The following is a 25,475-nucleotide window of genomic DNA, read 5'->3' as shown; positions in this document are numbered from 1 at the left end:
GCAGGTACCTATGGCCGCTCATGACGCGGGGTGCCGGCGTTGAGCGTGGGGCGGTTGCGCCGGGCCTCCAGGGCCATGAACAGCAACATGCCCGCCAGCATCGCCAGGGTGAACACAAGGGCCTGCCAGCGTCCCGTCAGCAAGACCGCAGCCGCAGGCCCGGGGCAAATGCCGGCGATGCCCCAGCCGATGCCGAATATCAGGCTGCCACCGACCAGGCGGCGATCCAGCTCACGCTTGACCGGCAGTTGCATGGGGTTGCCCAGCAGTGAGCGGGACTGTCGGCGTGCCCAGGCCAATGGGCCGATGGCCGTGCCGATCGCGCCTGTCATCACCAATGCCAGGGACGGATCCCAGGCGCCGGCCAGGTCGAGGAACGCCAGTACCTTCTTCGGGTTGGCCATGCCGGCCAGGAGAAGGCCCAGGCCAAAGAGCAACCCGGCAATGAATGCGGTGAGCTTGGGCATGTTCAGGCTCCTGTTGCGTGGCGCAGGACAAACACCGTGGCAAAGCCACTGAACATGAAGCACGCCGTGGCGATCATCGAGCGCGGCGAGAGTCGCGATAGGCCGCACACCCCATGGCCGCTCGTGCATCCTGAACCGTAGCGGGTGCCGACCCCCACCAACAGGCCCGCGACGATAAGGCCGAACCAACCACTCTGGAATTCGATTGCCGGCAACGAGGTGAACAGACCCCAGAACAGTGGTGCGACGAGCAGACCCAGGATGAACAGGGCCTTCTCGCTCAAGCCTTCCCCACGCTCCAGCAGACTGGCGATCAGTCCGCTGACGCCGGCGATCCGGCCATTGGCGACGACGAACAGGCTGGCCGCCAGGCCGATCAACATCCCTCCGGCCAGGGATGACCACGGCGTGAAGTTGAGCCAGTCTATATTCATGGGCGTTCTCCGGTACATCCGTTGATTGCAGGCGACGTCGGTCAACTCTGTACAGCGACAGGCTTCATTCGTCCAGTGGCGTTGCGCGCTTGGACTCGGTCAGGCGCAGTCGGATCTGTTTTTCAATCTCGATGATCGCGAACAGGGCCATGCCCACCCCGATGACCAGCAACCCGTCGATCCAGGCAATCGCCTGTGTCGCGAATACTGCCTGCAGCGCCGGTACATAGGTAATGGCTAGCTGGGCAAGGCTGACCGCGGCGATGGTCGTCCAGACGACCCTGGTGCCTCGGACGCCTTTCCAGGTCAGCGAGGTACCGTAGAGATTTCTGATGAAGAACAGGTGGAAGATCTCCATGACGACCAGGGTGTTCACGGCGAGGGTCCGCGCCAGCTCCACGGAATAACCGCGGTTCAGGGCATAGGAAAAGATCCCGTAGACACCGCAGAGGAACAGTATGGAAACCAGCACCATATGCCAGATCAGCGCACCGCTGATCAGAGGTGCCTGCCTTGGTCGTGGCGGCCTGCGCATGGTGTTCTCTTCGGTCGGTTCGAAGGCCAGGGCGATGCCCAGGGTGACAGCGGTGATCAGGTTGATCCACAGGATCTGTATCGGCGTCACTGGCAGGGTAATGCCCAGCAGCAAGGCAACCACGATGGTCATGGTTTCGCCCGCGTTGGTCGGCAACGTCCAGCTCAGCACTTTCTTGATGTTGTCGTAGACCGTCCGGCCCTCGCGCACGGCGGCGACGATGGAAGCGAAGTTGTCATCGGCCAGCACCAGGTCCGCGGCTTCCTTGGCCGCCTCGCTGCCTTTTTCGCCCATGGCGATACCGGCGTCCGCGCGTTTCAAGGCGGGGGCATCGTTGACCCCATCTCCTGTCATTGCCACCGTCATGCCGTTGGACTGCAGCGACATCACCAGCCGGAGTTTATGTTCGGGACTGGTGCGGGCGAAGATGTTCACCGCTTTCACGGCTTCCTTCAGGGCGACGTCGTCCATGGCGTCCAGGTCGAGGCCCGTCAGGACCTTGTCGGGGTTGCGCAGGCCGATCTGGTGACCGATGGCGCAGGCGGTGCCGGAATGATCCCCGGTGATCATTTTCACCACGATACCGGCTCCCTGGCATTGCTTGATGGCTTGTAGGGTTTCCGATCGAGGTGGATCGATCATGGCAACCATGCCAAGTAGGGTCAGGGGACCCTGGATGTCCGCCAGTTCCAGGACAGTGTGCTCGGGGCGTACCGTGTGGCTTGCCAATGCCAGTACCCGCTGGCCCTGCCGGGCAAGGGTGTCCACCTGTGCACGCCAATACCCTGCGTCCAGCGGCTCGCCGTCACCGTTGGCGCCACGCTGCCGGGAGCACATGCCGAGCATCTGCTCCGGGGCACCCTTTACCAGGATCGAGGCTTGTCGCGCGTGGTTGTGATGCAGTGTCGCCATGAAGCGATGCCTTGCGTCGAACGGGATGGTATCGGTACGGGTCCAGGTGCGACGTTCTTCTTCACTGTCGATGCCGGCTTTTGCGGCAAAGACCAGCAGCGCACCCTCCATGGGGTCGCCCTCGACTTTCCAGTCATCCTCTCGCTGGCTCAACATGGCGTCGTTGCACAGGCTGGCGACCAGGGCCAACTCGGCCAGCACCGGATGACTGGAGGTGTCGATCAACTGGTCGGCCAGGCTCATGCCGCCCTCTGGCCGATAACCCGCACCATCGACGGTGAAGGTGAAGTCGCTGGTGACGACGGACGTCACCATCATCTCGTTGCGAGTGAGGGTGCCGGTCTTGTCCGTGCAGATGACCGATACGCAACCCAGTGTCTCGATGGTGGGAAGGTGTCGCACGATGGTGTTGCGGCGGGCCATCGCGCGAACCCCGACCGCCAGGGTGATGGTCAGCACGGCGGGCAGCCCTTCGGGAATCGCCGCCACCGACATGCCCACCACGACCATGAATATTTCAGTGAACCGATAGTGGCCTGCGAAGTGTCCGTAGACCAGCAGCAGGCCGGCGATCAACAGGATCAGTATCGTCAGCCAGCGAGCCAGGACGTTCATCTGCTGCACGAGGGGAGTGGTCAGGGGAGCGACTCCGGACAGCAGGTCGCTGATCCGACCGATCTGAGTCGAGGTCGCGGTGGCGACGACCACGCCGGTGGCTTGGCCACAGGTGACGAGGGTACCGCTGAAGACCATGCAGGCACGATCGCCCAGGGCGGCGTCCAGGCTCACGGGCCCGGTATTTTTTTCGGCCGGGGCGGATTCACCGGTCAGGATGGCTTCGTGGACCTGGAGTCTGTTTGCGTGCAGCAAGCGCAGATCGGCCGGGACCTTGTCGCCGGCCTCCAGCAAAACGATGTCGCCCGGTACCAGCTCTTCGCCTGCGATGCTGATCCGTTTGCCGCCACGAATCACCGCCGCCCGGGGCGCCAGCATCTGACGGATGGCATCCATGGCCTTCTCCGCCTTGCCCTCCTGGACAAAACCGATGATCGCATTGGCGATGACCACGGCGAGGATGACCACCGTGTCCCACACGTGCTGCAACACCGCGGTAATAAGCGCTGAGCCCAGCAGCACATGAATCAGGATATTGTTGAATTGCTGCAGGAACCGCCGCCATGCCGGTCGAGGGGGGGCGGCGGGCAGGCAATTCAAGCCGCTGCGCTCGCGCCGGGCGCCAACCTCGTCGGGGCCGAGCCCGGCACGCCCGTTGACCTGGAGCCGGCTCAATACCTGTTCGGCGGGCAGCGTGTGCCAGGCTACGGCATCGGCGGTGCCAGGCACGCGCTCGGCCGCTGCATCGCCCGACGGCGCGCTTACGCTGTCTGCGCTTGCGGCGCTCAGTTGAACCGCCCACCCAGGCTGACGTTCCGACATTCAGTCGACCTGCTGCGGTGCGATGACCCATACGCTGCAGGGCATCTTGTAGAGCAACGCCTCGACGGTGCTGCCGATCAGCTTGTCCAGGCCGCTGTAGCGCACTCGTCCCATGACGATGACGTCAATGTCATGGGAGGCTGCGTAGCTGGTCAGGACCTTGGCCGGGTCGCCCATGATCATGCGCCGCTGTTGCGGGGCAATGCCATTGCGTTCGGCCAGGGCATCGAATGCCGCGCCCTGGGATTCGTAGAGTTGCCGGGCCAGGGTCGAGGAGAAGAACACCGACCCATTGCCAAAGCCGTATTCGGCGGCGGTGATGGATGACAGGTCGTAGGCGTAGACCACCTCCAGCGTTGCGTCACAGGCCGTCGCCAGCTTGTTGGCTTCGTTCAGGATCCGGTCGTTGAGGCCTTCGTAGCGTCCGTCGTGATGGAACGGATCGATGGCGGCCAGGATCTTGCGCGGGCGCGCATGCGTGGCTTTGTTGACGAAGTGCAGCGGCACTTCGCACTCGCGCAGCAGGTGGACGTCCAGCGGGGTGAACATCATGCGCGTGAACCAGGACTGCGCGTCCACCGACTTGATCAGCGCGTCCATCGGCTGTTCCTTGAGATGGATCAGGATTTCCTGCAGGGGGCGCTCGACCCAGGCCACCTCCGTGGTGACTTCGATACCGAGCTTGCGCAGCGGCCTGGCCTGTTCCTCCAGCCACTGGCGATGGCGTTCGATATAGCCGAGGCGCATCTGCTCCAGCGCCTGCTCATTGACCAGCGCGGCCGTGGCCAGGCCTTCCAGGTAGTCGAAAGCCACGATGTGCAGCGCGGCACCTTCGGCCTTGGCCAGGGCGGCCGCGCGATCGAAGGCGGGGCTGTGTTCCATCAGCGGCGAAACGACCAGCATCAGACGTGGTTGCGTAGACATGACAAACCTCCCGGAAGGACCTGTAGGCACCGGGCGACCCTTCGCTCGGCGTGGTGTCTGGTTCGATCATGAGCGCCTCGGGCCTGAAGAACTTGATTTGTATCAACCTCGGTTGAAAGCGTTGCTTGAAGAGCGGCAAGGGCCAGGCAATGGCGCTATGGTTGATCATGAACAGTCGTTCCCGGGCCCGCATGAGGCAGGCTTGGGGCTGGCCCCAGACATCAGCGGAGCAATCGCCATCGAGTCGTTCCCATGACCGAGCCCCTGGTCTTCGCCAATGCTGCGGCAGCGCTGGGTATCGGCCTGCTGGTCGGGCTGGAGCGCGAGCGGCGCAAGGGCGAGGGCGACCAGCGTGATTTCGCCGGTTTGCGCACCTTTGCCGTTACTTCATTGCTGGGCTACCTCACGGTCCAGGTGGGCGGGCCCCTGTTGCTGGGGTTCGTGATGCTGGCCTTGGGCGCCTTGGTCACGGCGGCGCATTGGAAAAGCCTCGACAAGGACCCGGGTATCACCACTGAAGTGGCGTTGTTCGCAGTACTGGTGCTGGGCGCGTTGTGTGTGAGTGCCCCGGCCCTGGCGACGGCGATCGGGGTGGTGATGGTGGGGCTGCTCGCCAGTCGCCAGGCGTTGCACCACTTTGCCCGCAGCCAGTTGACCGCCGCCGAACTGCGCGACGGCCTGGTGCTGTTGATCGCTGCGCTGGTGGTGCTGCCGCTGGCGCCGGATCGTTTCCTCGGGCCCTTCAATGCCATCAACCTGCGCACCATCTGCACCTTGACGGTCATGCTGATGGCGGTGGGCGCGCTGGGGCATGTCGCGGTCCGTACCCTGGGTGCCCGCTACGGTTACGCGGTCAGCGCCATTGCCTCGGGGTTTGCCTCCGCTACGGCGACCATCGCCGCCATGGGGGACATCGCCGCCCGGCAGCCGAACGACATCAAGGCGCTGAGCGCCGCCGCGATACTGTCGAACCTGGCCACGCTGGCGCAGATGGCATTGATCCTCGGCGCCGTGGAGCCGGCGTTGTTGCGCTGGATATGGGGGCCGATACTGTGCGGCGTGTCGATGACCCTGCTGTATGCCGGTCTGCTGATGTTTCCCCGCCCCAAGGGGCAGGTCGATGAACCGATCAGGGTGGGCGGTGCGTTCAACCTCAAGCTGGCGCTCCTGGTGACGCTGGCGATGACGGGGATCGCGCTCCTGTCCTCGGCGATGCTCGACCATTTCGGGCAGACAGGGGTGATCCTGACCGCCATCTTCAGCGGGCTGGCCGACGCCCATGCCTCGATAGCCTCCATCGCATCCCTGGCGAAGGCCGGCTTGTTGTCTCTCGACGGCAGCGCCGTGCCAGTCCTGATGGCCCTGAGCACCAACTCGCTGAGCAAGTGCGCGGTGGCCTGGCTCAGCGGCGGACGACGGTTCGCCGGATACGTCATTCCCGGCCAGGTCCTGGTGACCTTGGCGTGGTGGAGCGGACTCTTGCTCCCCAGCCTGTGAGGCTGATCGATGGCCCTTTGATGAAGATCAAGGCGTGTCTGCGGCAGGCGATCATGCTGGAGTCCTCCATCCCTTGAGTGGCTGACGCCACGTGCCGAGGTCTTCCATGTCCCAGACTCAACGATTGTTACTGGTGGCGCCTGACGCCATGATTCGTACGCCAGCGTTCGACCGCGCCACCGAACTGGCCCTGGCGCTGGACCTGCCCCTGCATATCGTGGCCATCGATTATCTGGAAGTGCTTTCGATGGCCGGCCTTTTCGCCCCGGATCAGGTCAAGCGGGCGCGTGACGGTTACCTCGAGACCCATCGACACTGGCTATGGCAGCAGGCCGAGCTGGCGCGTCGGCATGGGGTTGAAGTGACGTGCGAGGTGATCTGGGGCAAGGAGGCCTACCAGGCCTTGCAGCAATACGTCAAAGAGATGCCACTGGCCCTGATCATCAAGGATGCCCAGCCGGAACCGGCGCTGAAGCGAATTTTCTTCACCCCGCTGGACTGGCGCCTGCTGCGCGACTGCCCGGTGCCGGTGCATCTGGTCACCGACCCGCGCCACCCTCGGCCACGGCGAATCCTGGCGATTGTCGACGTGCTGCGCAGCGAGGAGCAAGACAGGGTGTTCAACGACCGGATCGTCGACGCCGCGGTCAAGCTGGCCGAGCAATGCAATGCCCAGGTCGAGCTGTTGCATGCCTTCGACTGGACGGCCGTTTATGCCTCGGACATGGGCATTGGCACGCTCCCCCTGGCCACCGGACTCTACGAAGCGCTGGGCGAGGCACAACACGACGTGTTCGGGTATCTGGCCGAGCGCCACGGGGTCGCGCCGCAGCAACGTCATTTCATCGAAGGCTCGCCAGTGAACAGTATCTGCACCTTCGCTGCCGACCAACAGATCGATGTCATCGTCATGGGCACCACCGAGCATCGTGGCCTGGACAGACGCCTGGGCACCACCGCCGAACTGCTGTTGCAGCGGGCACCCTGCAGCATCTGGGCGGTCAAGCCGCAGGCGTGACGAGGCGGGCGCTGCGCGAGGCCGCCTGCGGACCTCGCGCCAGCGTCCAGGGCTACAGATAGAGCCGGTGGATGACCTGCCGGGTATCGTCGGGATCGGTGCGGGTTTCGAACCCCAGGCCATGGGCCAGATCACGCATCGCAGCATTGCTGGCAGCGTCGACCGAATACATCTGGCGAAAGCCGTTCTTGCGCGCTGCGTCGATCAGATGCTCCATCAGCAATGTTCCCAGTCCCAGGTGCTGCCAGGCGTCGGCCACGGTCACCGCGCATTCGCATTCATGTTCCGTGGTCGCGCAATAGCGGCTGACTCCGATCTCGACCAGTTGGCCGTTGTCATGGACCAGGGCGATATAGGCCATGCGCGCCTTGCAATCGACATCCATCAACTGATCGAGCAATGCCGTGCCCGGCTCGGTGACTTGCGCCAGAAAACGCATGTGCCGCGATTCGGGTGACAGGCGCTTGATGAAATCATATTCACGCTGGCGATCTTCGTCCCTGAGAGGCCTGATCAAGACGTGCCGGCCGTCCTTGAGGGCCTGTACCCAGTGTTTGCCGCTGATACTGGCGTACAGGGCGGCAGCGCGTTCGTTGTGGTCTTTGGCAGTGAGCATGATGCGATCCTCCATCGGATGGGAACGAGCGGTGCGCCGCAAAAGCATGCGCATTGCGAACCGTTCTACCCTGACCGCGCCGGCCGATTCTGATCTGGATCAGTGCTCGTGTTCCCATCTGTCGATTGCCCTGCGCTTGATTCAGATCAAACCGCTTGGGGGCTCGATGGGTGCACGCTGCAGATCGTGCTGCAAACCGACTGAAGCACCTTTCACAGTCGGAGTCGAACGGCCCGATGGAGGTGTGCGATGGGGCAATACCAGCGTCTGCTATTGATCGTCGAACCCGACCTGCATCCCTCTGCCGCCATGCGCCGAGCCTGTGCCCTGGCCAGGGCCAGCGGCGCGCTGCTGCATTTGTGTGCCTTTGTCCAGCCACCGCCGCGCACGCACCTGTGGGGTGAAAAGATCGACCAGGCGACGGTGCAGCGTTATCTGCACCGCTACCGTCGCTGGATGGTGGAGGAGGCGGCGCTGCTCCGGGAGGAGGGGCTGGAGGTGACGACTCATGTGACTTGGACCCTGCATCCGCTGCTTGAAATCCTGCACTATGTCGAAACCTTCAAGCCAGACCTGCTGATCAAGGATGTCACCCTCGAACCCTTGCTCAAGCGGGTCTTCGTCACGCCGCTGGATTGCCATCTGCTGCGCGACTGCCCGGTGCCGGTGCACCTGGTCAACCAGGCGGTGCATGGCTTGCCGCGCCAGGTGGTAGCTGCCGTGGACCCCTCCGACCCCCAGGCCAATGCCTTGAACGAGCAGATCGTCCGGACGGCCGGCGCCTTGGCCCTGCAATGCGATGCTTCGTTGCATTTGCTGTACGCCTGCGACCTGACGCCGGCTTTCAACGGTGAGGCGTCGCTGCTGGCCGGGGCCTGGGACGAGGATTTCGCCGACGCCCTGCGCGAGTCGCTGCACGCGGCGTTCATCAACCTTGCCCAGAGCCAAGGCGTGCCAGCCGAGCGACGGCACTTCGTCGTCGGCCAGCCGGTACCGGTGATCCACGAGTTGATCGAAGCGTTCGAGGCCGACGTGGTGGTCATGGGGACCACGCAGCGCGTCGGCCTGGAGCGCTTGATCGGCAGTACGACGGAGCGGGCGCTGTATTCGGTGCCGGGCAGTCTGTTGGCGGTCAAGTGAGCCGTGGCCCCGTCGGCCAGCCCCCGGTTGCGCTGCTGGCCTGTTGCAGCACCGGCGAGCCCGGGATCTGATGTAAATCAAGTCGGGCTCGGTACCGCGCTCCACAATCGTTCCATGACGTGCCGTTCGCAACGGCCCGGTGGATCGTGGCGCTGGAGACGAACTCTGCGCCGTGGCAGCCGCGCCCGACTCTGGAGATCCATCATCATGAGCCAATACCAACGCCTGTTGCTGATCCTCAACCCGGCACAACGGCATTCTCCCGCGCTCCATCACGCCGCTGCCCTGGCGGCCGCCAGCGAGGCGCACCTGCATGTCACCGCCTTGATCCCTTCGCTGGGCGTGCTCTCGTTGCTCGAGGAAGAGCCGCGTGAAGAAGCGCGCCAGAACTATTTCCAGGACCAGCGCAATTGGTTGGAGACCGAGGCCGAGCAGATGCGTCATCGAGGTTTGCGGATCACCACCGAGGTGGCATGGGCCGAGGCCATGCGCCAACAGATCCTGGAGCACGTCACCCAGTTCCAGCCCGACCTGCTGATCAAGCAGGTCCAGCATGAATCCTTGCTCAAGCGCGCTTTCTTCACGCCCCTGGACTGGCATCTGCTGCGCGAATGCCCCGTTCCGTCATACCTGGTGGGAGCCACCGGCCACGCCTTGCCCCGCAAAGTCATCGCGGCAGTGGACCCTTCCAGCACATTTGCACACAACAGCGGGCTCAACGACCGGATTATCCGCCAGGCCCTGGGGCTGGCGTTGCAATGCGATGCCGAGTTGCACCTGGTCCATGCTTTCGACGTGTCGTCCGTTTACCTGGGCGACGCGGGAGGCGGCGGCCTGGCGCTTTCGCAGCTCAGCAAGGAGCTGCGCCGGGCCCTGGAAAGATCGTTCCTGGAGCTGGCCAATCTCTTCGGGGTACCCGCCGAACGCAGGCATTTCCTGCTCGGGCAACCGGTCCCTGCCCTCAGTGAATTCGCTTTGGAGCATGAGGTCGACGTGATCGTCATGGGGCGATCCCAACGCAGCGATCCTCTCGGCCTGCTGGGCAGCACCACGGAACACATCCTCTACCAGGTGCAATGCAGTGTCCTGGCGGTATGACCAGGCGGGCCCCGGCCGCGTCGTTGAACGAAACGGCACTGGCCAGGGCCGACACCATGACCGATAGCGCATCTATCGAACGTTCAGGGGCATCGCCATGCGCATGACATTTCTGGGAGCGGCTGGCACCGTCACCGGCAGTAAATACCTGCTGGAGCATGACGAGCAGCGCGTGCTGGTCGATTGCGGGCTGTTCCAGGGCTACAAGCAGTTGCGCCTGCACAACTGGGACCCGTTCCAACTGCCGGTACGTGACCTGGATGCGATTGTGCTGACCCACGCCCACCTGGACCACAGCGGCTATCTGCCGGTGCTGGTGCGCAACGGTTATCGCGCACCGGTCTATGCCACGGCTGCAACGTGCGAGCTGCTCAAGATCCTTTTGCGCGACAGTGCGCGATTGCAGGAGGAGGAAGCCGAGTACGCCAATCGCAGGGGATTCTCGAAGCATGAGCCGGCGCTGCCCCTGTATACCGTGGAACATGCCGAGCGGGCGCTGAAACTGCTGCGCCCGATAGCGTTCGACCATCCCGTGGACATTGCCCGGGGCATTAACATCCTGTTGCGTCGCGCCGGACACATCCTGGGTGCCGCCACCGTCCAGGTACAGGCTGGCGGCGTGACTCTGGTCTGTTCCGGGGATCTGGGGCGGCCGGAGGACCCGGTCATGTTCGCGCCCCAGGCGATCGAACAGGCGGACTATCTGCTGGTGGAGTCCACCTATGGGGATCGCCTGCATCCCCGTGACTCCCCGGAAGACCAATTGGCCGAGGTGATCACCCGCACGGCGTTGCGCCGGGGCATCACCCTGGTGCCCTCGTTCACGGTCGGCCGCGCTCAGTTGCTGATGTATCACTTGTATCGCCTCAAGCAGCGTCGGGCGATCCCGGACTTGCCGATCTACCTTAACAGTCCCATGGCCATCGACGTCACGCGGCTATATCAACGTTTTGGCAATGAACATCGCCTGTCCAGGGAGGAGTGCGAAGGCATGTGTCGCATCGCGCATCCGGTGCGCTCGGCCAAGGACTCCATGGCCCTGGACCTGCAACGCACCCCGGCGGTGATCATCGCTGCCAGTGGCATGGCCACGGGCGGCCGGGTGCTGCACCATCTCAAGAGTCTGGCCCCCAATCCCATCAACACCTTGCTGATGCCCGGTTTCCAGGCGGGCGGCACGCGAGGCGCAAGGATCGTGGCCGGGGAGCCTTCGGTGCGGATCCATGGCAAGGATGTGCCGATCAATGCCGAAGTGGTGCCCATGCAAACGCTGTCGGCCCATGCCGATGCGGACGAAATCATGCAGTGGCTGCGTGGTTTCAAGACACCGCCCCGGCACACCTATGTCGTTCATGGGGAGCCCAACGCATCCGATGTGCTGCGTCATCGCATTCGCGACGAGCTTGGCTGGTCGGTGTCGGTGCCGGAGTACCGCGACAGCGTCGAACTCTGAAGGGCTGGCGCCGGGGGCGAACAACCCGGGCAGACTGTTTATATTCGCAGATGAACAGCCGGCAGGAAAAAAGCCCCTCGTCGTTGGCCGGCGAGGGGCGAGGTTCGAAGCGTTCAATCAGCCTTGATCTGCACGACTTTTTCCGCTTTCAGTGCTTCGGCCTTTTTCGGCAGCGTCAGCGTCAGCACGCCTTTGCTGAACTGTGCCTCGACCTTGTCGGTATCGATCCCTTTTGGCAGGTTGAACACGCGCTCGAACGAGCCGTAATGGCGCTCGGACAGGTGATACCCCTTCCTTTTTTCTTCCTTGTCCTCTTTTTTCTCCCCCTTGATGATCAGGTTGCCGTTGGCCAGGCGGATTTCGATGTCTTTCTGGTCCATGCCGGGCAGCTCGGCGGTGATTTCAAAGCTTTTTTCCTTTTCGCTGATGTCCACGGCCGGCAGGCTCGTGGAAAACTCGCGGCGCCAGAAGGGCTCCACATCGAACAGTCCCTGGTTGAAGGGGGAGAGCCCGGTTCCTCGGTTGAAATCGTCGAACAGGTGGTCGACTTGCTGGCGGAGCTTCTCCAGCGGATGCCAGAAGTCGGTCCGGGCGCGATGTGGAGCGTTTTCTTCGGTATTGACCGGCATTTTTTTCACTGAATTGGACATGAGATCTTCCTCTTTGGTGATGTCCGTACGGTCCCTGGCGTGATCGCCGGGGACCGGTCTACGGGCGGTTCAATGCACGCTTGCAACTTCTACACTGGAAATTGGCGAAAGCCTTCACAGGACGAGGTTCTGTAACCCTCGTCGAAGAGGCTTCGAACGCTGTGACTTAATGTCGGCCTGCAGGCGTGGGAGGGTATTGATGTAGATCAGATGTGCGGCGAGGCAGGCATCACAGCTCGACGTGACGATGGCAGCCGGCGACTTTGTGCTTGAGGCCGGGCAAGTCCAGGATCGTGACATTGCGTCCCTGGATATCCACCAGTTCTTCCTGGCGAAGATGAGCGATGCTGCGACAGATGGTTTCCAGGCGCAGCCCCAGGTACGAGCCGATGGCCTCGCGGCTCATTCGCAGGACGAATTCCCGGGAGGAATAGCCACGCTGGTTCAGCCGTTGAGACAGGTTCAGGAAAAACGCCGCCAGGCGCTCATCGGCATTCATGTTGCCGAGCATCAGCAACATGCTGTGGTCGCGTACGATTTCCTGGCTCAGGAGCCTGTTCAGGTTGTGCTGCAACGACGGCAGGTCCCGTGCCAGCTTCTCCAGGGTGCCGAACGGGATAGGGCACACCTCGCTGTCTTCCAGCGCGATTGCATTACAGGCGTAATGTTCGGTGCTGATGGCGTCGAGGCCGAGCATTTCCCCTTGCATCTGGAAACCGGTGACCTGTTCGCGACCGTCTACCGAGAGCACACTGGTCTTGAAGAACCCCAGGCGCACCGCATACAACGAGCGCAGCGGATCACCGGTGCGGTACAGCGCCGCTCCCTTTTTGACCTTCACGCGCTGGGCGATCAAGGTGTCCAGGCGTTCGACTTCACCGCCCGTCAGGCCAATGGGCAGGCACAGTTCAAGCACGCTGCAATTGGAGCAGGCGGCCTTGAGGGCGTGCACGTGCAGGAGCTGGACTTCATGATCGGCCATGGAAGTGGTCCTCCGATGGAGCAAGCATAGATGCTTGACCAGGTCACGCCTGTTTTTTGTCAGCCGATGCCGTACCGACGGTCGATTGGCGGAGCCTGAGGCAGGTATTTCTCGCGCAGGTTGTCGTGGCTGCAGGTCTCGGGCCGGCAATTGACATCAATCAATGCCAGGGCCGCGGTATCGGAGGACGCTGGATCGAGCCGACAGGCTGGGTTCGGCGAATTCATCACGAACGGGCAGGCGTCGTCGCCTGGGGAGGTTTCCAATGGGTCAGAGTCCCTCGCTGCAAACCGTCTTGAAGGACCGGCACGCCGCAGGACAAGGGCTGGCGAACCATTTGCTCGAGTACGCCCATCGACCGGATGTTGTCGTGCTGGCCCTGCCTCGCGGCGGGGTTCCGGTGGCGTATGAAGTCGCCACCGCCCTGCGAGTGCGCCTGGACCTGATGCTGGTGCGCAAGCTGGGCATGGCGTCGAATCCGGAGTTCGCCATGGGCGCCATCGCCAGCGGCGGGATCAGAATCCTCAATGACGATGTCCTGCGTGCGCATCCGATCGACCAGGACCGCTTCGACGCGGTGGTCGAGCAGGAATCTCGCGAGCTGATGCGTCGTGAACAGGCGTACCGGGGCGCACGCGCGCCGCTGCCGCTCAAGGACCAGGTGGTGATCCTGGTCGACGATGGCCTGGCGACGGGAGCCTCCATGATGGCGGCGATCCATGCGGTGCGAATCCAGGCACCTTCGCGCATCGTCGTCGCCGTACCGGTTGCCCCCTTGGAAACCCTGGAGGCCTTGCGCAGCGAGGTGGACGAGGTGATTTGCCCATTGGTGCCTGAGTGGATGATCTCGATCGGTCACTGGTACGAGGACTTTTCCCAGACTCCGGATGAAGTCGTCATCGATCTGTTGCAGCGTGCCTGGCAACGAGAGTCGACGGGCGACCTCCTTGCGTAGGGTCAGGCTTGCGCTGGCCGGCTACACGCCGAACGGAAAGGTTTCGTCTTCCGATTCGATTGCCTGGCCCTCGGGCAATGCCAGTGCGGTCAACGGTTGCGTCTGTTCGACCCAGATCATGGCGTCGAATTGCTCGGCCAGCACGGCCTCGAAGTAATGACTGTGGCGCTCGGTTTCGGGGCGGTAGATCACGCCGATGGCCCTTTGCAGCAGGGGCTTGGAGAGAGCGTGGCGCAGCTCGGTGCGTCGCGGGTCTCGCCAGTCGGTCAATGACACCGCGATGCCGGTCTCAAGGAACTGATGTTCCCAACTGTCGGGGCGGGACGGCCGGATATCCTTGATGAGCATGTCGCCGTCCCAGTCATCGGCCGCTGCCACCTGGCCACGGTCGGTGCCCATGCCGATCAGCACCGCGTCGTGGCCATGGGTGTTGCGGCAGAGCTGGCCGATATTGAATTGGCCCTGCCAACCCATCTCTGTGGCGGCCGCGTTGCCGATATGGGAGTTATGTGCCCATACCACTGCTTTCGCCTGGGGGCCGCGGTGTTCCAGCAGAGCCTGCAAGGTGTCGAACATGTGTTGGTCGCGCAGGTTCCAGGAGGTGGTCGATCCACGATAGATCGCCCGGTAATAATGCTCGGCCGCTTGGACGACCCGTGCATTCTGCGCGGCATTGAAAAATGCCTCGTCGTCCTTGACCAACCCGGCCAGCCGTTCGGCCAACAGGGTATTGAGCTGCTCGACCACCGCATTTTCACAGGGCATCAAGCCATCGCGCTCGACGAAGTGGCCGTACAACGCAGGCTCATCCTGCCAGGGCGTCAGGCAGCCATACCGCCGTCGGGCTTCCTGGGCCAGTCGGGGATCGACCCGTTCCAGGTAGGCCAACACTTCATGGATGGAGTTGCGCAGGCTGTAGATATCCAGCCCGCGGAATTCGACGCGGTTGTCCGGGGCCAGCCGCTGGTTGTAGCGATGCAGCCAGTGGGCAAACGCCCTCACATCGGTGTTGCGCCACATCCAGGTCGGGAATCGGCTGAAGATGTGCCGTTTCCACGCCGAGGGTGCCAGTCCCCGGACGTATCGGTCCAGATGGCCCGCGTCCGGCCAGTCCGCTTCGACGGCGACGATGTTGAAGCCGTGCCGCTCGATCAGGCGTCGGGTGATGGCCGCCCTGAGTCGATAGAAGTCGCTGGTGCCATGGCTGGCCTCGCCGATCATCACTACCCGGGCGTCGGCGTAACGGTCGAACATCGGGGCGAAGTCAGGTGAGTCCGGATCGGGCAGCGGTTCGGCGTATCGCTGCAGGAGCGAGGCGATGACTGTCTTCCCGTCGGGAAGAGGGGAGCCGTGGGGGCCTTGCGGTGCGTCTTGCGAGGGCGTGGTCATATCGTCATCCCCTTGGGGGTGGATGTTCGATGGCGACGCTGACAGCAGCCTCGGTCGCTCCGTTCGTCAGCCAGCCTCTGTTTCCATTCTTGACAACAAACCATCGGGAAGCAAATACTCGCCGCCAAGATTCATATATATGACTAGATAACAAGGTGAATAAGGTCGATGAAATCTCTTCCCAGCGATGTCCGCCTGCCGCTCTATCAACGTCTGCGAGACCAATTGGCTGAGCAGATCGCCAATAACCGTTGGCGTCCGGGGGAGGCGATCCCCACCGAGGCGGCGCTGTCGGCGGAGCACCAGTTGTCCACGGGCACCGTGCGCAAAGCCATCGATGCCCTGGTCAGCGAGGGCATCCTCGAGCGCCAGCAGGGCCGCGGGACGTTCATTCGTCGGCCGCAGTTCCAGTCGTCGCTGTTCCGCTTCTTCCGTTTCCAGAGTGCATCGGGCGAACGTCGGGTGCCGGAAAGTCGCATCCTGTCCATCGAGCCGGTGACCGCACCGTCGGCGGTGGCCCAGGCATTGGGGCTGCCGGCCGATGCGCCGGTGATTCGTATTGTCCGGGTGCGTCTGCTGGATGTGAAACCGGTGCTCGCCGAGGAGATCTGGTTGCCCCGCAGCCGGTTTCAGCCGTTGCTCGAACTCGACCTGAACCAGAAAGGGCCGTTGCTGTATCCCATCTACGAAGAAGCCTGCGGTCAGGTGGTCGCCTATGCCCAGGAAACCCTCACCGCCGAATCGGTGAATGAAGTACACGCGCGGTTGCTGCACGTGCCGGTCGACAGTCCGGTAGTGGTGATCGAGCGCCTGGCCCGCGACTACGCCGGCAACCCCCTGGAGTGGCGACGCTCTCGCGGGCATGCCGAGCATTTCCGCTACAGCGTGGAAATCCGTTGACCCCGCCGGATTAGCGGGGCGCTCGGCGGCGTATCGGTCGCCGCTGTCTCGATCGTTTTGTTTGCCATGACTGGCCCAGCAGCGGCGCGGTTCGCTCTCGGCTGCCTTTCGTTCCACCTATAAGGACAAGAATCATGTTCAGTTGGTATCGCCAGATCACTGCGCGCGAGCGCAAAACGTTTTGGGCCTGTTTCGGCGGATGGTCGCTGGACGCGCTGGAAGTACAGATGTTCGGCCTGGCGATACCGGCGCTGATTGCCGCCTTCGCCTTGAGCAAGGGCGACGCGGGGCTGATCAGCGGTGTCACCCTGGTCACTTCGGCCCTGGGTGGCTGGGTCGGCGGGACGCTGTCGGACCGTTACGGTCGGGTGCGCACGCTGCAGTGGATGATCCTGTGGTTCTCGTTCTTCACGTTCCTGTCGGCCTTCGTCACCGGCTTCCACCAGTTGCTGATCGTCAAGGCCTTGCAAGGCTTCGGCATCGGCGGGGAGTGGGCCGCCGGTGCGGTGTTGATGGCCGAAACCATCAATCCCAAATACCGCGGCAAGGTCATGGGTACGGTGCAGAGTGCCTGGGCGGTGGGGTGGGGGCTGGCGGTCGGCGTCTTCACGCTGATCTACTCCCTGGTGCCCCAGGACATGGCCTGGCGCGTGATGTTCATCGTCGGCCTGTTGCCGTCGCTTTTGATCATCTGGGTGCGGCGTAACGTGGAGGAGCCGGACACCTTCCAGCGGCTGCGGAAGGAACGGGCCATTCCACAGAGTTTCTTCAAGTCCCTGGGCGGGATCTTTCGTCCCGAGCTGATCCGCGTAACCTTGTTCGGCGGTCTGTTGGGGCTGGGCGCCCACGGCGGTTACCACGCGGTGATGACCTGGCTGCCGACTTTCCTCAAGACCGAGCGCAACCTGTCGGTGCTCAATTCCGGCGGCTACCTGGCAGTGATCATCCTGGCCTTCTGGTGCGGGTGCGTGGTCAGCGGCCTGTTGATCGATCGCATCGGCCGGCGCAGGAACATCGTGCTGTTCGCGCTGTGCTGTGTGGTGACCGTGCAGTGCTACGTATTCCTGCCCCTGAGCAATACCCAGATGCTGTTCCTGGGATTCCCCCTCGGTTTCTTCGCAGCCGGTATCCCGGCGAGCCTCGGGGCATTGTTCAACGAACTGTACCCGGCGGACGTGCGCGGCGCCGGTGTGGGTTTCTGCTACAACTTCGGCCGGGTACTGTCGGCGGTGTTTCCGTTCCTGGTCGGTCACATGAGTGACTCGATGTCCCTGGGCTCGGCCATCGGCATCGATGCGGGAATTGCCTACGGCGTGGCAGTGATCGCAGCCCTTTGCCTGCCGGAAACCCGTGGCCGCAGCCTGGAAGCTGCGGCCGCACCAGCGAAAACCGCCGAGATCGATAACCAGAGCGTCCGGGCCTGACAGGCCCGCCCTTGATAGATGAAACCCATGTTCGAGACCTGTTCCACGCCGCTTACCGGCATCGATTCCCATGCCCATGTGTTCAGCCGTTCACTGCGGCTGGTCCCTGGCCGGCGGTACACACCGGATTACGACGCCACGCTGGCGCAGTACCTGGCGCACTTGCACGCCCATGGCCTGAGCCATGGTGTGCTGGTGCAGCCCAGTTTCCTGGGCACCGATAACAGTTACCTGCTGGCGGCGCTGCGGCAGGCGCCGGAGCGGTTGCGAGGCGTGGTCGTGCTGGAGCGCGATGTCAGTCGCGCCGCGCTGGACGACCTGGCCGGGCAGGGCGTGGTGGGCGTACGCCTGAATCTGATCGGCAGGGCCTTGCCCGATTTGCGTGACGTTGCCTGGAAGGCGTTCTTCGGCCACGTCGCTGAATTGGACTGGCATGTGGAGTTGCATGCCGGCGTGGAGGCGTTGCCGGGCCTGATCCGTCAGTTGTTGCCGTTCGGCGTCAAGCTGGTGGTCGACCATTTCGGCCGTCCGGATGCACGCCTGGACACCGCTCAACCGGGTTTTGCCGAGTTGCTGGAGCTGGGGTCGACCGGTCAGGTGTGGATGAAGGTGTCCGGCATCTATCGACTGGGCGGGACGGATCCGCAGAACATGGCCTTCGCCCGGGCCGCGCTGGCCCTGCTGGAGCAGGGTTTCGGCCCGCATCGCCTGGTGTGGGGCAGCGACTGGCCCCATACGCAGCATGAACGCCACATCGATTATGCGACGGTGCTGGAGCAGTTGAACACATTGGCGTGTCCAGCGCCGCTGAGACATGCGTTAATGGTGCAGGCGCCTCGGGTATTATTCGGTTTTTGAGAGGCCAGGACGATAGATCCCGGTTTTCCTGAACTCGTGAGGGCGATGGGGATCTAGAGTCAATTGCGTCAGTGCGAAAAGATCGAGGATGACCCGTGTCGAACGTTGAAGAGCTACCCAGGGAAGCACTGGCGCCGAGTGAATACGAAAGCCTTGTGTCGATAGGCGCGAACGCGCTCGAAGCCATTCCCGGCGCGGTGTACCTGTGCGATCACCAGGGTTGGCTCGTGCGGTACAACAGCGAGGCCGCCCAGCTCTGGGGCCGCACGCCTGTGCTGGGCGATAACGGCGACCGTTTCTGTGGTTCCCATCGCCTGTTCCTCACTGACGGCACCCCCCTGGCGCCCGGGGATTGCCCCATGGCCCAGGCCCTCAGCGAAGGCAGCGTGACGCGCAACCAGGAAATCATCATCCAGCGCCCGGATGGCTCGCGATTCGTGGCGCTGGTGAACATCCGGGCCCTGAGGGACCGGCAGGGCGTCATCCAGGGGGCCATCAACTGCTTCCAGGACGTCTCGGCCCATCACGCCATGGCCGAGGAGTTGCGGCGCAAGAGCGCCGACCTCGAGGACTTCTTCGAAAACAGCGCCGTGGGCCTGCATATTGTCAGTGGCGACGGGATCATCCTGCGTGCCAACAAGGCCGAGCTGGCGCTGCTGGGCTACTCCGAGCAGGAGTACATCGGCCGTCATATCACCGACTTCCATGTCGACGAGCCGGTCATCGGCGACATCCTCCATAAACTCGCCAGCGGCCATTGCCTGGATCGTTATCCGGCGCGACTTATGGCCAAGGACGGCTCGATCAAGCATGTGGCGATCACCTCCAACGGTCGGTTCGAGGAAGGAAAACTCTTCAATACCCGCTGCTTCACCATCGACCTGACCGGTGTGTACGCTGCCGAGACGGCGCGCCAGCAGAGCGATGACAGGCTGTCGGCGACCTACGAAGCGGCCACCATCGGAATTGCCGAGGCCGATATCCATGGCCGTCTGCTGCGTGTGAACGATGCCCTGTGCACCATGCTGGGCCGGTCTCGCGAAGAGCTGCTGGCGATGACCTTTCTGGACTATACCCACCCGGACAGCGTCGAAGAGGATGCCGCCCAATACGAGCGGCAGGTGGCCGGCGAGCTGGACAGCTACGTCGTGCGCAAGCGGGCCTTGAAGCCGGACGGCGAGATCATCTATCTGGACGTCTACAGCTCGTCGGTCCGGGATGCCAACGGTGGGTTCTGCTACGGCGTGCGAGTGATCCAGGATGTCACGGCAGCTCGTCGAATGGAGATCCAGGTTCGCGAGAGCGAGCGGCACATGCGCAATCTGCTCGAGGCCTTGCCAGCGGCGGTCTATACCACCGACGCGCAGGGCCGCATCACGTTCTACAATCGGGCGGCGGTCGAGCTGTCGGGCCGCACGCCGCAATTGGGCGATATGTGGTGCGTCACCTGGAAGCTGTTCAACACCGACGGCACACCCCTTGCCCACGACCAGTGCCCCATGGCGGTGGCCCTGAAGGAAAACCGCCCGATACGAGGCGTGGAGGCCGTCGCCCAGCGTCCCGATGGCAGCCTCGTACCGTTCACCCCGTATCCCACGCCCCTGCACGACGCCGAGGGGAACCTGGTGGGGGCGATCAACATGCTGGTGGACATCACCGAGCGCAAGCAGGCGGAAAACCGGCAGAAAACCCTGATCGACGAACTCAATCACCGGGTCAAGAACACCCTGGCCACGGTGCAATCCCTGGCGGTGCAGACGGCCCGCGATGCAAGCGATGCGAAGGACGGCTACAGGCGCTTCGAAGCAAGGCTGCTGGCGCTGTCGCGGGCGCATGACCTGCTGACGAGACGGCACTGGGGCAATACGCCCCTCGATTCCCTGGCCCAGGAGGTGCTCATGCCGGTATTCGGTCATGAGCCCGACCGTGTCACGGTCAAGGGCGAGTCCATCGATGTCGGTACCCGGGTTGCGCTGAACCTCACGATGACCCTCAACGAACTGGCGATCAACGCCCTGAAATACGGTGCCATGTCGGTCGAGACCGGCACGGTGGCCGTCACCTGGGACCTGCAGCCCCAGGCCGATGGCACGCTGTTTACCCTGGACTGGCAAGAATCCGGCGGGCCTCCGGTCTCCGGGCCGGAGCGAGAGGGGCTGGGGTCGCGCTTGATGAAGCGTTGTATCGAGCGCGATCTGGGAGGCCACTTTGACCTGCGCTTCGTCCCGGAGGGCGTGTCCTGTCGTTTCTCGTTCCTGATCGGAGCCTAGGCATGACACCATTCGCCGGGGTCAGGGTGCTCCTTGTCGAGGACGAGGGTACGATCGCCCTGTTGATCGAAGAGATGCTGGAAGACTTCGGTTGTGCAGTGGTGGCGTCAGTCGCCCGGTTCGCACAGGCGCTCGATGCAGCGGCGACGGCGCAGGTCGACCTGGCCATCCTGGATGTCAACCTGGCGGGAGAGCGGGTTTTTCCGGTGGCCGACATCCTGCGCAGTCGCGATATTCCCTTGCTGTTCAGCACCGGCTACGGTCCCAGCGGCGTCCCTGCCGAATACGCCGGATACCCTGTGCTGCGCAAGCCGTTCTCGGAAAGCCAGCTGCAGCATTGCATAGCCCTTGCGCTGAAGGGCGCTGGCGAAAGCAGCGACACTGACTGACTCCCCGCCGTGGGTCCCATCAGTTTCCAAGCCCCTGGCTGTTGCGAATCAATTCATAGGCCCGGCGCACCAGGGGATTGACAGTATCGGGCCGAATCCACAAGTGATAGGTCACGTCCGGCAGGCGCGGCAAACCAGCGTTTACTGCCTGCGCGGGCGCGTCCCGGATTGATGCGCTTGCGATATGAGTGCTATGCAATTGACGCGGTTTATCGATCAATCACCCGAGGGTAACGTGCTTCTGTGAAATCAATTCGAGAGGCAAGCCAATGACACAGCGTCTTGACCCACCCAGCATGCCCGTCGAAGCGGCGGTGGGTATCTCCTGTTTTGCACCCCGGCCCCGTCGTCTTCTCCAGGGCACCCGGATCCCAAGGAGCCGTCGGCCATGAAAAAGACCCTGATAGGTATTGCGGTATGTGCCGCCGCGCCTTTCACCGGTGCCGTCGGTTCGGACAGTGCCGGGGAATCCCGGATGTCGCAGCAGATCAGCCGGGCGGGCAGCCAGGCGGTGGTGGCGGGCCCTGGAGAGTTTTTCACCGGGCAGGTACGTGTCGAACCGTTGTTTCCCGCGGCAGCGGATATCGATGCGTCCGGCGCTTACGTCAGCTTCGAGCCGGGCGCGCGTTCGGCCTGGCACACCCATCCCGCAGGACAACGCCTGGTGGTGGTTTCCGGTGTGGGGCTGACCCAGGAATGGGGCAAGCCGGTGCAGAGAATCCACCCGGGTGACGTGATCGTCTGTCCGCCGGGCGTAAAGCATTGGCACGGTGCCGCACCCATGAGCGCCATGACCCACCTGGCTATCACCGGCACGGTGGATGGCAAGAACGTGGAGTGGATGGAGCAGGTCAGCGACCAGCAATACAATGCCGGCGCAACGCTGACGTCACCCCCCAGGTCGGATGCCCAGGCGGTTTCGGCAACGCTATCGGCCAAGCAACAGGCCATCCCGCTGATCGCCGCTGCCATGGCGACGAGCGACATGCCGGGCCTCGATGCGGCCTTGAACCGAGGACTGGATGCGGGCCTGACCATCAGCGAGGCGAGGGAAATCCTGGTGCAGCTCTACGCCTACAGCGGGTTTCCCCGCAGTCTCAATGCGCTTGGCGAACTGATGAAGGTGGTGGAGGCGCGCAAGCAAGACGGCGTACAGGATGACCCGGGGCGTGAGCCCGCCCGCGCGATTCCCACTGGCGATGCGCTGCTGGCAGCGGGGCGGGCCAATCAGACGCGGATTGCCGGCGCTCCCGTCCAGGGGCCCTTGTTCGACTTCGTCCCGGTGATCAACCAGTACTTGCAGACGCATCTGTTCGGAGACATTTTCGAGCGCGACAACCTGGACTGGCAAAGTCGTGAGCTGGCGACGGTTGCCGCGCTGGCCGTCACCCCCGGCGTGGAGTCGCAGCTGCGTTCGCACATGGCGGCCAGCCTGCGAGTCGGTCTGAGCGTCACGCAGTTGCGACAATTGATAGGGCTGCTGGGTGAGCAAGGGAACGCCGCTGCGGCCAGGCGTGCCACCGAAGCGCTGGACGCTGTCCAGCCCCGTCAACCGTCGTAGCGCAAGGCTTCGCGCAGCAGCGTGAAGGCCGGTGAGTTCTGGCGTCGGCTTGGGTAGTAGAGGTGGTAGCCGGAAAACGGTTCGCACCAATCTTCCAGTACCCGGATCAGCCGGCCTTGCGCTACGGCGTCCTGCACCAGGTCCTCGGGCATGAAGGCCAGCCCCAACCCTGCCAGCGCAGCCTCCAGGCGCATGGCAATGGTGTTGAAGACCAGTTGGCCTTCTACCCGGACGTTCAGCTCCTGTCCGTCCTTTTCGAATTCCCAGACGTAGAGACCGCCGTGGGTCGGCATGCGAAGGTTGATGCAGTTGTGTGCCGTGAGGTCGTCAGGGATGAGAGGCTTGGCATGCCGAGCGAAATACGCCGGGGAGCCGACGACGGCCATGCGCATGTCCGCAGCGATGCGCATGGCGATCATGTCCTTGGCCACTTGCGGGCCGAGCCGCACCCCAGCATCGAACCCCTGTGCGACGATGTCGACGAACCCGTAGTCGACGATGATTTCGATACTCAGGTCGGGGTGGTCAGGCAGCAGCCTGGCGAGAGCAGGCTGCAGGACCTTGATAGCGGAATGCTCGCCGGCGGTGATGCGCAATTTCCCGGCCGGTTTATCGCGATACTCGCTGAGCATCGCCATTTCGTTGTCGATCTCTTCGAACCGCGGTGCCACCACCCGCAGCAGATGTTCGCCCGCTTCGGTCGGCGCGACACTTCGCGTGGTACGCGACAACAGCCTGACTCCCAGCCGTTGCTCCAACTGGCGCATCGCCCGGCTCAGGGCCGGTTGCGAGAGGCCAAGCTTGGCTGCGGCCCGGGTGAAGCTGCGCTCCCGGGCCACGGCAGCGAAAATGGCGAGTTGGTCGTAGCGCTCGGTGGTCATCGATCCGTCTCTGGTATGAGCAGGGCGGGATTATGTCATCGGTGAATGGCCGGTTGGCGCAATTGTCACTTCAGATTGCTCTGGAAGAAGGTGGTGAGCTTGTCAAAAGGGATGAGATCGACCCGATCGTAAAGATCGACATGGCCGGCCCCGGGGACGATGACCAGTTCTTTCGGTTGCCCCGCAAGTTTGTAAGCCTCTTCGCTGAACTCCCTGGAATGCGCATCGGCGCCAGTGATGAACAGCATGGGGTGGGGCGAGATCGTCTCGATGTCGTTGAGTGGGTAGAAGTTCATGAACTTGATGTTGCTGGTCAGCGTCGGGTGCGTAGTGAGATCCCTGGACGAACCCGGTGGCGTGTATTCCCCACGCGGGGTGCGGTAGAAGTCGAAGAACTCGCGTTGGATCGGATGGGTATTTTCATCCAGTTGATGCACCGTGCCACTGGTGTAGAGCGTTTCACCGCCCGCGAACTCCACGCTACGCTGCTGGGTGGCCTGGGCGATGATCGCCCGGCGTTGTTCCAGCGTCTGGGAGTGCTTCAGTCCATTGCGATTGACGCCGCCCATGTCATACATGCTGACCGTGGCGATGGCTTTCATGCGCGGATCGATCTTGGCTGCGCTGATCACGAAACTGCCACTGCCACAGATGCCGAGCGCGCCGATCCGTTCCTTGTCGACATTGGGCTGGACACCGAGAAAATCCACCGCGGCACTGAAGTCTTCGGCGTACAGGTCCGGCGAGACCGCATTGCGCGGCTGCCCCTCGCTTTCGCCCCAGAACGAAAGGTCCAGGGACAGGGTGATAAAACCTCTTTGCGCCAGCTTGGTGGCATACAGATTGGCGCTCTGTTCCTTGACCGCGCCCATCGGGTGGCCTACCACGATTGCAGGATGCCGGCTCTGGTCATTGAGTTTCCTTGGAATGAACAGATTGCCTGCCACTTTCATCTGATATTGGTTCTTGAAGCTGACCTTGCGCACGATCACCTCCTTGCTGGTGTAGAAGTTATCGGCGCCGTCAGACATATCGGCCGCAGTGGCGGACAACGAGCTGAGCAGCAATGTCATTGAGGCGATGAGTCTTTTCATGGGCAATCCTGTCGATTCGGGTTTATCGGTTGCGGTGAAACGTCACTTGCACACCCCGACGGCCGAGTGCCTGGGCCAGCTTCGCGGTGTCTTCCACCCGACCCAGGCGCGTGTAGGCGTAGGCGGTTTGGAAATCCAGGTAGAAGAGGACCAGGGTGTCCGTGCCGTACAGCATCAGGTCCCCGTTGCGGATCGCTCCCGGCTTGCTCTCCTGGGCCGGGAACGCCTGGGGGAGGGTGGCGTATTTCTCGTTGCGGTTGAGATCGCTCATGTCCAGCGTCAGTGGCAGTGAAGCGACAAACGCGCGAGCCGCCGCGTTGTCGGCCAGGGTGATGGCGAAACGTTGTTCGCCGACGGTCATCCACATGTCGGGTTTCTCCATTGTCGAAGCTGCCGCTGCAGCACCGTTCATGGCCAGGTGACTGGCCAGTGTGAGCACCACCGACAGCCCGCACCGCCTTGAGCCTTTCATCGCAACTGCGCCTTCGCTCTTTACGTGGCGTAATGGTGACGGGGGAAGGCTGATGCGACTAGCTAATGGATGCTTAACAGGGCTATAAGCATGACTAATCAATCCCTGTCGAAGTGCTT

At 63.1% G+C, this 25,475-nt stretch carries 24 protein-coding genes and 1 pseudogene; 12 read left to right on the top strand and 13 right to left on the bottom strand.

Annotated elements, in window-relative coordinates; genetic code table 11:
- Positions 1–8 precede the first annotated feature (8 nt).
- The 4 genes from BT179_RS19800 to BT179_RS19785 form a co-directional block, all read right to left on the bottom strand.
- Positions 9–467, bottom strand: coding sequence for a YeeE/YedE family protein (locus BT179_RS19800; RefSeq protein WP_072431503.1), 459 nt, complete (start codon positions 465–467; stop codon positions 9–11).
- A gap of 2 nt (positions 468–469) precedes the next feature.
- Positions 470–901: a YeeE/YedE family protein gene (locus tag BT179_RS19795; protein ID WP_072396524.1), complete on the bottom strand. Its 432-nt coding sequence runs from the start codon at positions 899–901 to the stop codon at positions 470–472.
- Between the two features lie 64 nt (positions 902–965).
- Positions 966–3,785, bottom strand: a complete 2,820-nt coding sequence (locus BT179_RS19790; protein ID WP_072431504.1) for a cation-transporting P-type ATPase — start codon at positions 3,783–3,785, stop codon at positions 966–968.
- Positions 3,786–4,709 carry a universal stress protein gene (locus tag BT179_RS19785; protein WP_072431505.1) on the bottom strand — a complete coding sequence of 308 codons (924 nt, stop codon included), beginning with the start codon at positions 4,707–4,709 and terminating at the stop codon, positions 3,786–3,788.
- 252 nt (positions 4,710–4,961) lie between these two features.
- Between BT179_RS19785 and BT179_RS19780 the strand changes: the two genes are divergently transcribed.
- Together BT179_RS19780 and BT179_RS19775 are read left to right on the top strand one after the other, a co-directional pair.
- A complete protein-coding gene (locus tag BT179_RS19780) occupies positions 4,962–6,206 on the top strand; it encodes an MgtC/SapB family protein (RefSeq protein ID WP_072431506.1) in 1,245 nt (414 codons plus the stop codon).
- A 106-nt stretch (positions 6,207–6,312) separates the two neighbouring features.
- Complete coding sequence (locus BT179_RS19775) at positions 6,313–7,224, top strand: universal stress protein (RefSeq protein ID WP_072396540.1); 912 nt, start codon at positions 6,313–6,315, stop codon at positions 7,222–7,224.
- Positions 7,225–7,276: 52 nt separating this feature from the next.
- On the opposite strand, the gene BT179_RS19770 is transcribed toward BT179_RS19775, so the two are convergent.
- A complete protein-coding gene (locus tag BT179_RS19770) occupies positions 7,277–7,840 on the bottom strand; it encodes a GNAT family N-acetyltransferase (RefSeq protein ID WP_072431541.1) in 564 nt (187 codons plus the stop codon).
- A gap of 249 nt (positions 7,841–8,089) precedes the next feature.
- Here BT179_RS19770 and BT179_RS19765 point away from each other — a divergent pair, with 249 nt between their 5' ends.
- The 3 genes from BT179_RS19765 to BT179_RS19755 all read left to right on the top strand — a co-directional run bounded on the left by BT179_RS19765 (position 8,090) and on the right by BT179_RS19755 (position 11,531).
- Entirely contained in the window at positions 8,090–8,980 is an 891-nt protein-coding gene (locus tag BT179_RS19765; RefSeq protein WP_072431507.1) for a universal stress protein, read from the top strand.
- Positions 8,981–9,187: 207 nt separating this feature from the next.
- On the top strand, positions 9,188–10,078 hold the full coding sequence (locus BT179_RS19760) for a universal stress protein (protein WP_072431508.1): 891 nt from the start codon (positions 9,188–9,190) through the stop codon (positions 10,076–10,078).
- A gap of 97 nt (positions 10,079–10,175) precedes the next feature.
- The gene (locus BT179_RS19755; RefSeq protein ID WP_072431509.1) at positions 10,176–11,531 is read left to right on the top strand and encodes an MBL fold metallo-hydrolase RNA specificity domain-containing protein; all 1,356 of its coding nucleotides are present in this window, start codon (positions 10,176–10,178) and stop codon (positions 11,529–11,531) included.
- A 113-nt stretch (positions 11,532–11,644) separates the two neighbouring features.
- Here the strand turns inward: BT179_RS19755 and BT179_RS19750 are convergent, their stop codons facing one another.
- The 3 genes from BT179_RS19750 to BT179_RS19740 all read right to left on the bottom strand — a co-directional run bounded on the left by BT179_RS19750 (position 11,645) and on the right by BT179_RS19740 (position 13,429).
- Positions 11,645–12,181: an Hsp20/alpha crystallin family protein gene (locus BT179_RS19750; RefSeq protein ID WP_072431510.1), complete on the bottom strand. Its 537-nt coding sequence runs from the start codon at positions 12,179–12,181 to the stop codon at positions 11,645–11,647.
- Between the two features lie 229 nt (positions 12,182–12,410).
- Positions 12,411–13,163: a fumarate/nitrate reduction transcriptional regulator Fnr gene (fnr, locus tag BT179_RS19745; protein ID WP_072431511.1), complete on the bottom strand. Its 753-nt coding sequence runs from the start codon at positions 13,161–13,163 to the stop codon at positions 12,411–12,413.
- 59 nt (positions 13,164–13,222) lie between these two features.
- The gene (locus BT179_RS19740) at positions 13,223–13,429 is read right to left on the bottom strand and encodes a hypothetical protein (RefSeq protein WP_072431512.1); all 207 of its coding nucleotides are present in this window, start codon (positions 13,427–13,429) and stop codon (positions 13,223–13,225) included.
- Between BT179_RS19740 and BT179_RS19735 the strand changes: the two genes are divergently transcribed.
- Entirely contained in the window at positions 13,429–14,118 is a 690-nt protein-coding gene (locus BT179_RS19735) for a phosphoribosyltransferase (RefSeq protein WP_072431513.1), read from the top strand. The two genes, BT179_RS19740 and BT179_RS19735, sit on opposite strands and share 1 nt — an antisense overlap.
- Positions 14,119–14,139: 21 nt before the next feature.
- Here the strand turns inward: BT179_RS19735 and BT179_RS19730 are convergent, their stop codons facing one another.
- Complete coding sequence (locus tag BT179_RS19730; RefSeq protein ID WP_072431514.1) at positions 14,140–15,507, bottom strand: erythromycin esterase family protein; 1,368 nt, start codon at positions 15,505–15,507, stop codon at positions 14,140–14,142.
- 168 nt (positions 15,508–15,675) lie between these two features.
- Between BT179_RS19730 and BT179_RS19725 the strand changes: the two genes are divergently transcribed.
- The 5 genes from BT179_RS19725 (at position 15,676) to BT179_RS19705 (ending at position 21,348) form a co-directional block, all read left to right on the top strand.
- Complete coding sequence (locus tag BT179_RS19725; protein ID WP_072431515.1) at positions 15,676–16,407, top strand: GntR family transcriptional regulator; 732 nt, start codon at positions 15,676–15,678, stop codon at positions 16,405–16,407.
- Between the two features lie 134 nt (positions 16,408–16,541).
- Positions 16,542–17,831 (top strand): MFS transporter, encoded by a 1,290-nt coding sequence (locus BT179_RS19720; RefSeq protein ID WP_072431516.1) that lies wholly within the window; start codon positions 16,542–16,544, stop codon positions 17,829–17,831.
- A 27-nt stretch (positions 17,832–17,858) separates the two neighbouring features.
- On the top strand, positions 17,859–18,689 hold the full coding sequence (locus tag BT179_RS19715) for an amidohydrolase family protein (RefSeq protein WP_072431517.1): 831 nt from the start codon (positions 17,859–17,861) through the stop codon (positions 18,687–18,689).
- Positions 18,690–18,784: 95 nt separating this feature from the next.
- On the top strand, positions 18,785–20,959 hold the full coding sequence (locus tag BT179_RS19710) for a PAS domain-containing sensor histidine kinase (protein WP_072431518.1): 2,175 nt from the start codon (positions 18,785–18,787) through the stop codon (positions 20,957–20,959).
- 2 nt (positions 20,960–20,961) lie between these two features.
- A complete protein-coding gene (locus BT179_RS19705; RefSeq protein ID WP_072396612.1) occupies positions 20,962–21,348 on the top strand; it encodes a response regulator in 387 nt (128 codons plus the stop codon).
- A 19-nt stretch (positions 21,349–21,367) separates the two neighbouring features.
- Here BT179_RS19705 and BT179_RS27025 read toward each other — a convergent pair.
- A pseudogene (locus tag BT179_RS27025) lies at positions 21,368–21,490 on the bottom strand (LysR family transcriptional regulator); the annotation flags it as partial.
- A 246-nt stretch (positions 21,491–21,736) separates the two neighbouring features.
- Between BT179_RS27025 and BT179_RS19695 the strand changes: the two are divergent.
- The gene (locus tag BT179_RS19695; protein ID WP_072431519.1) at positions 21,737–22,909 is read left to right on the top strand and encodes a (R)-mandelonitrile lyase; all 1,173 of its coding nucleotides are present in this window, start codon (positions 21,737–21,739) and stop codon (positions 22,907–22,909) included.
- Here BT179_RS19695 and BT179_RS19690 read toward each other — a convergent pair.
- The 3 genes from BT179_RS19690 to BT179_RS19680 form a co-directional block, all read right to left on the bottom strand.
- The gene (locus BT179_RS19690) at positions 22,897–23,790 is read right to left on the bottom strand and encodes a LysR family transcriptional regulator (RefSeq protein WP_072431520.1); all 894 of its coding nucleotides are present in this window, start codon (positions 23,788–23,790) and stop codon (positions 22,897–22,899) included. The two genes, BT179_RS19695 and BT179_RS19690, sit on opposite strands and share 13 nt — an antisense overlap.
- A 65-nt stretch (positions 23,791–23,855) precedes the next feature.
- Positions 23,856–24,884 (bottom strand): alpha/beta hydrolase, encoded by a 1,029-nt coding sequence (locus BT179_RS19685; protein ID WP_072396640.1) that lies wholly within the window; start codon positions 24,882–24,884, stop codon positions 23,856–23,858.
- A gap of 22 nt (positions 24,885–24,906) precedes the next feature.
- The gene (locus BT179_RS19680) at positions 24,907–25,356 is read right to left on the bottom strand and encodes a cyclophilin-like fold protein (protein ID WP_072431521.1); all 450 of its coding nucleotides are present in this window, start codon (positions 25,354–25,356) and stop codon (positions 24,907–24,909) included.
- Between the last annotated feature and the right edge of the window lie 119 nt (positions 25,357–25,475).

This window comes from Pseudomonas sp. NFACC43 (assembly GCF_900119645.1).
In the GTDB taxonomy this organism is placed as follows: Bacteria; Pseudomonadota; Gammaproteobacteria; order Pseudomonadales; family Pseudomonadaceae; genus Aquipseudomonas.
This window is presented reverse-complemented; position numbering and strand designations above follow the sequence as displayed.

Bases quoted from the DNA above. Each gene is read 5' to 3' on its own strand.
- BT179_RS19800 (WP_072431503.1), bottom strand. From the start codon at position 467: ATGCCCAAGCTCACCGCATTCATTGCCGGGTTGCTCTTTGGCCTGGGC.
- BT179_RS19695 (WP_072431519.1), top strand. From the start codon at position 21,737: ATGAAAAAGACCCTGATAGGTATTGCGGTATGTGCCGCCGCGCCTTTC.
- BT179_RS19755 (WP_072431509.1), top strand. From the start codon at position 10,176: ATGCGCATGACATTTCTGGGAGCGGCTGGCACCGTCACCGGCAGTAAA.
- BT179_RS19765 (WP_072431507.1), top strand. From the start codon at position 8,090: ATGGGGCAATACCAGCGTCTGCTATTGATCGTCGAACCCGACCTGCAT.
- BT179_RS19725 (WP_072431515.1), top strand. From the start codon at position 15,676: ATGAAATCTCTTCCCAGCGATGTCCGCCTGCCGCTCTATCAACGTCTG.
- BT179_RS19735 (WP_072431513.1), top strand. From the start codon at position 13,429: ATGGGTCAGAGTCCCTCGCTGCAAACCGTCTTGAAGGACCGGCACGCC.
- BT179_RS19750 (WP_072431510.1), bottom strand. From the start codon at position 12,181: ATGTCCAATTCAGTGAAAAAAATGCCGGTCAATACCGAAGAAAACGCT.
- BT179_RS19680 (WP_072431521.1), bottom strand. From the start codon at position 25,356: ATGAAAGGCTCAAGGCGGTGCGGGCTGTCGGTGGTGCTCACACTGGCC.
- BT179_RS19770 (WP_072431541.1), bottom strand. From the start codon at position 7,840: ATGCTCACTGCCAAAGACCACAACGAACGCGCTGCCGCCCTGTACGCC.
- BT179_RS19790 (WP_072431504.1), bottom strand. From the start codon at position 3,785: ATGTCGGAACGTCAGCCTGGGTGGGCGGTTCAACTGAGCGCCGCAAGC.
- BT179_RS19795 (WP_072396524.1), bottom strand. From the start codon at position 901: ATGAATATAGACTGGCTCAACTTCACGCCGTGGTCATCCCTGGCCGGA.
- BT179_RS19705 (WP_072396612.1), top strand. From the start codon at position 20,962: ATGACACCATTCGCCGGGGTCAGGGTGCTCCTTGTCGAGGACGAGGGT.
- BT179_RS19685 (WP_072396640.1), bottom strand. From the start codon at position 24,884: ATGAAAAGACTCATCGCCTCAATGACATTGCTGCTCAGCTCGTTGTCC.
- BT179_RS19730 (WP_072431514.1), bottom strand. From the start codon at position 15,507: ATGACCACGCCCTCGCAAGACGCACCGCAAGGCCCCCACGGCTCCCCT.
- BT179_RS19720 (WP_072431516.1), top strand. From the start codon at position 16,542: ATGTTCAGTTGGTATCGCCAGATCACTGCGCGCGAGCGCAAAACGTTT.
- BT179_RS19690 (WP_072431520.1), bottom strand. From the start codon at position 23,790: ATGACCACCGAGCGCTACGACCAACTCGCCATTTTCGCTGCCGTGGCC.
- BT179_RS19760 (WP_072431508.1), top strand. From the start codon at position 9,188: ATGAGCCAATACCAACGCCTGTTGCTGATCCTCAACCCGGCACAACGG.
- BT179_RS19715 (WP_072431517.1), top strand. From the start codon at position 17,859: ATGTTCGAGACCTGTTCCACGCCGCTTACCGGCATCGATTCCCATGCC.
- BT179_RS19785 (WP_072431505.1), bottom strand. From the start codon at position 4,709: ATGTCTACGCAACCACGTCTGATGCTGGTCGTTTCGCCGCTGATGGAA.
- fnr (WP_072431511.1), bottom strand. From the start codon at position 13,163: ATGGCCGATCATGAAGTCCAGCTCCTGCACGTGCACGCCCTCAAGGCC.
- BT179_RS19775 (WP_072396540.1), top strand. From the start codon at position 6,313: ATGTCCCAGACTCAACGATTGTTACTGGTGGCGCCTGACGCCATGATT.
- BT179_RS19780 (WP_072431506.1), top strand. From the start codon at position 4,962: ATGACCGAGCCCCTGGTCTTCGCCAATGCTGCGGCAGCGCTGGGTATC.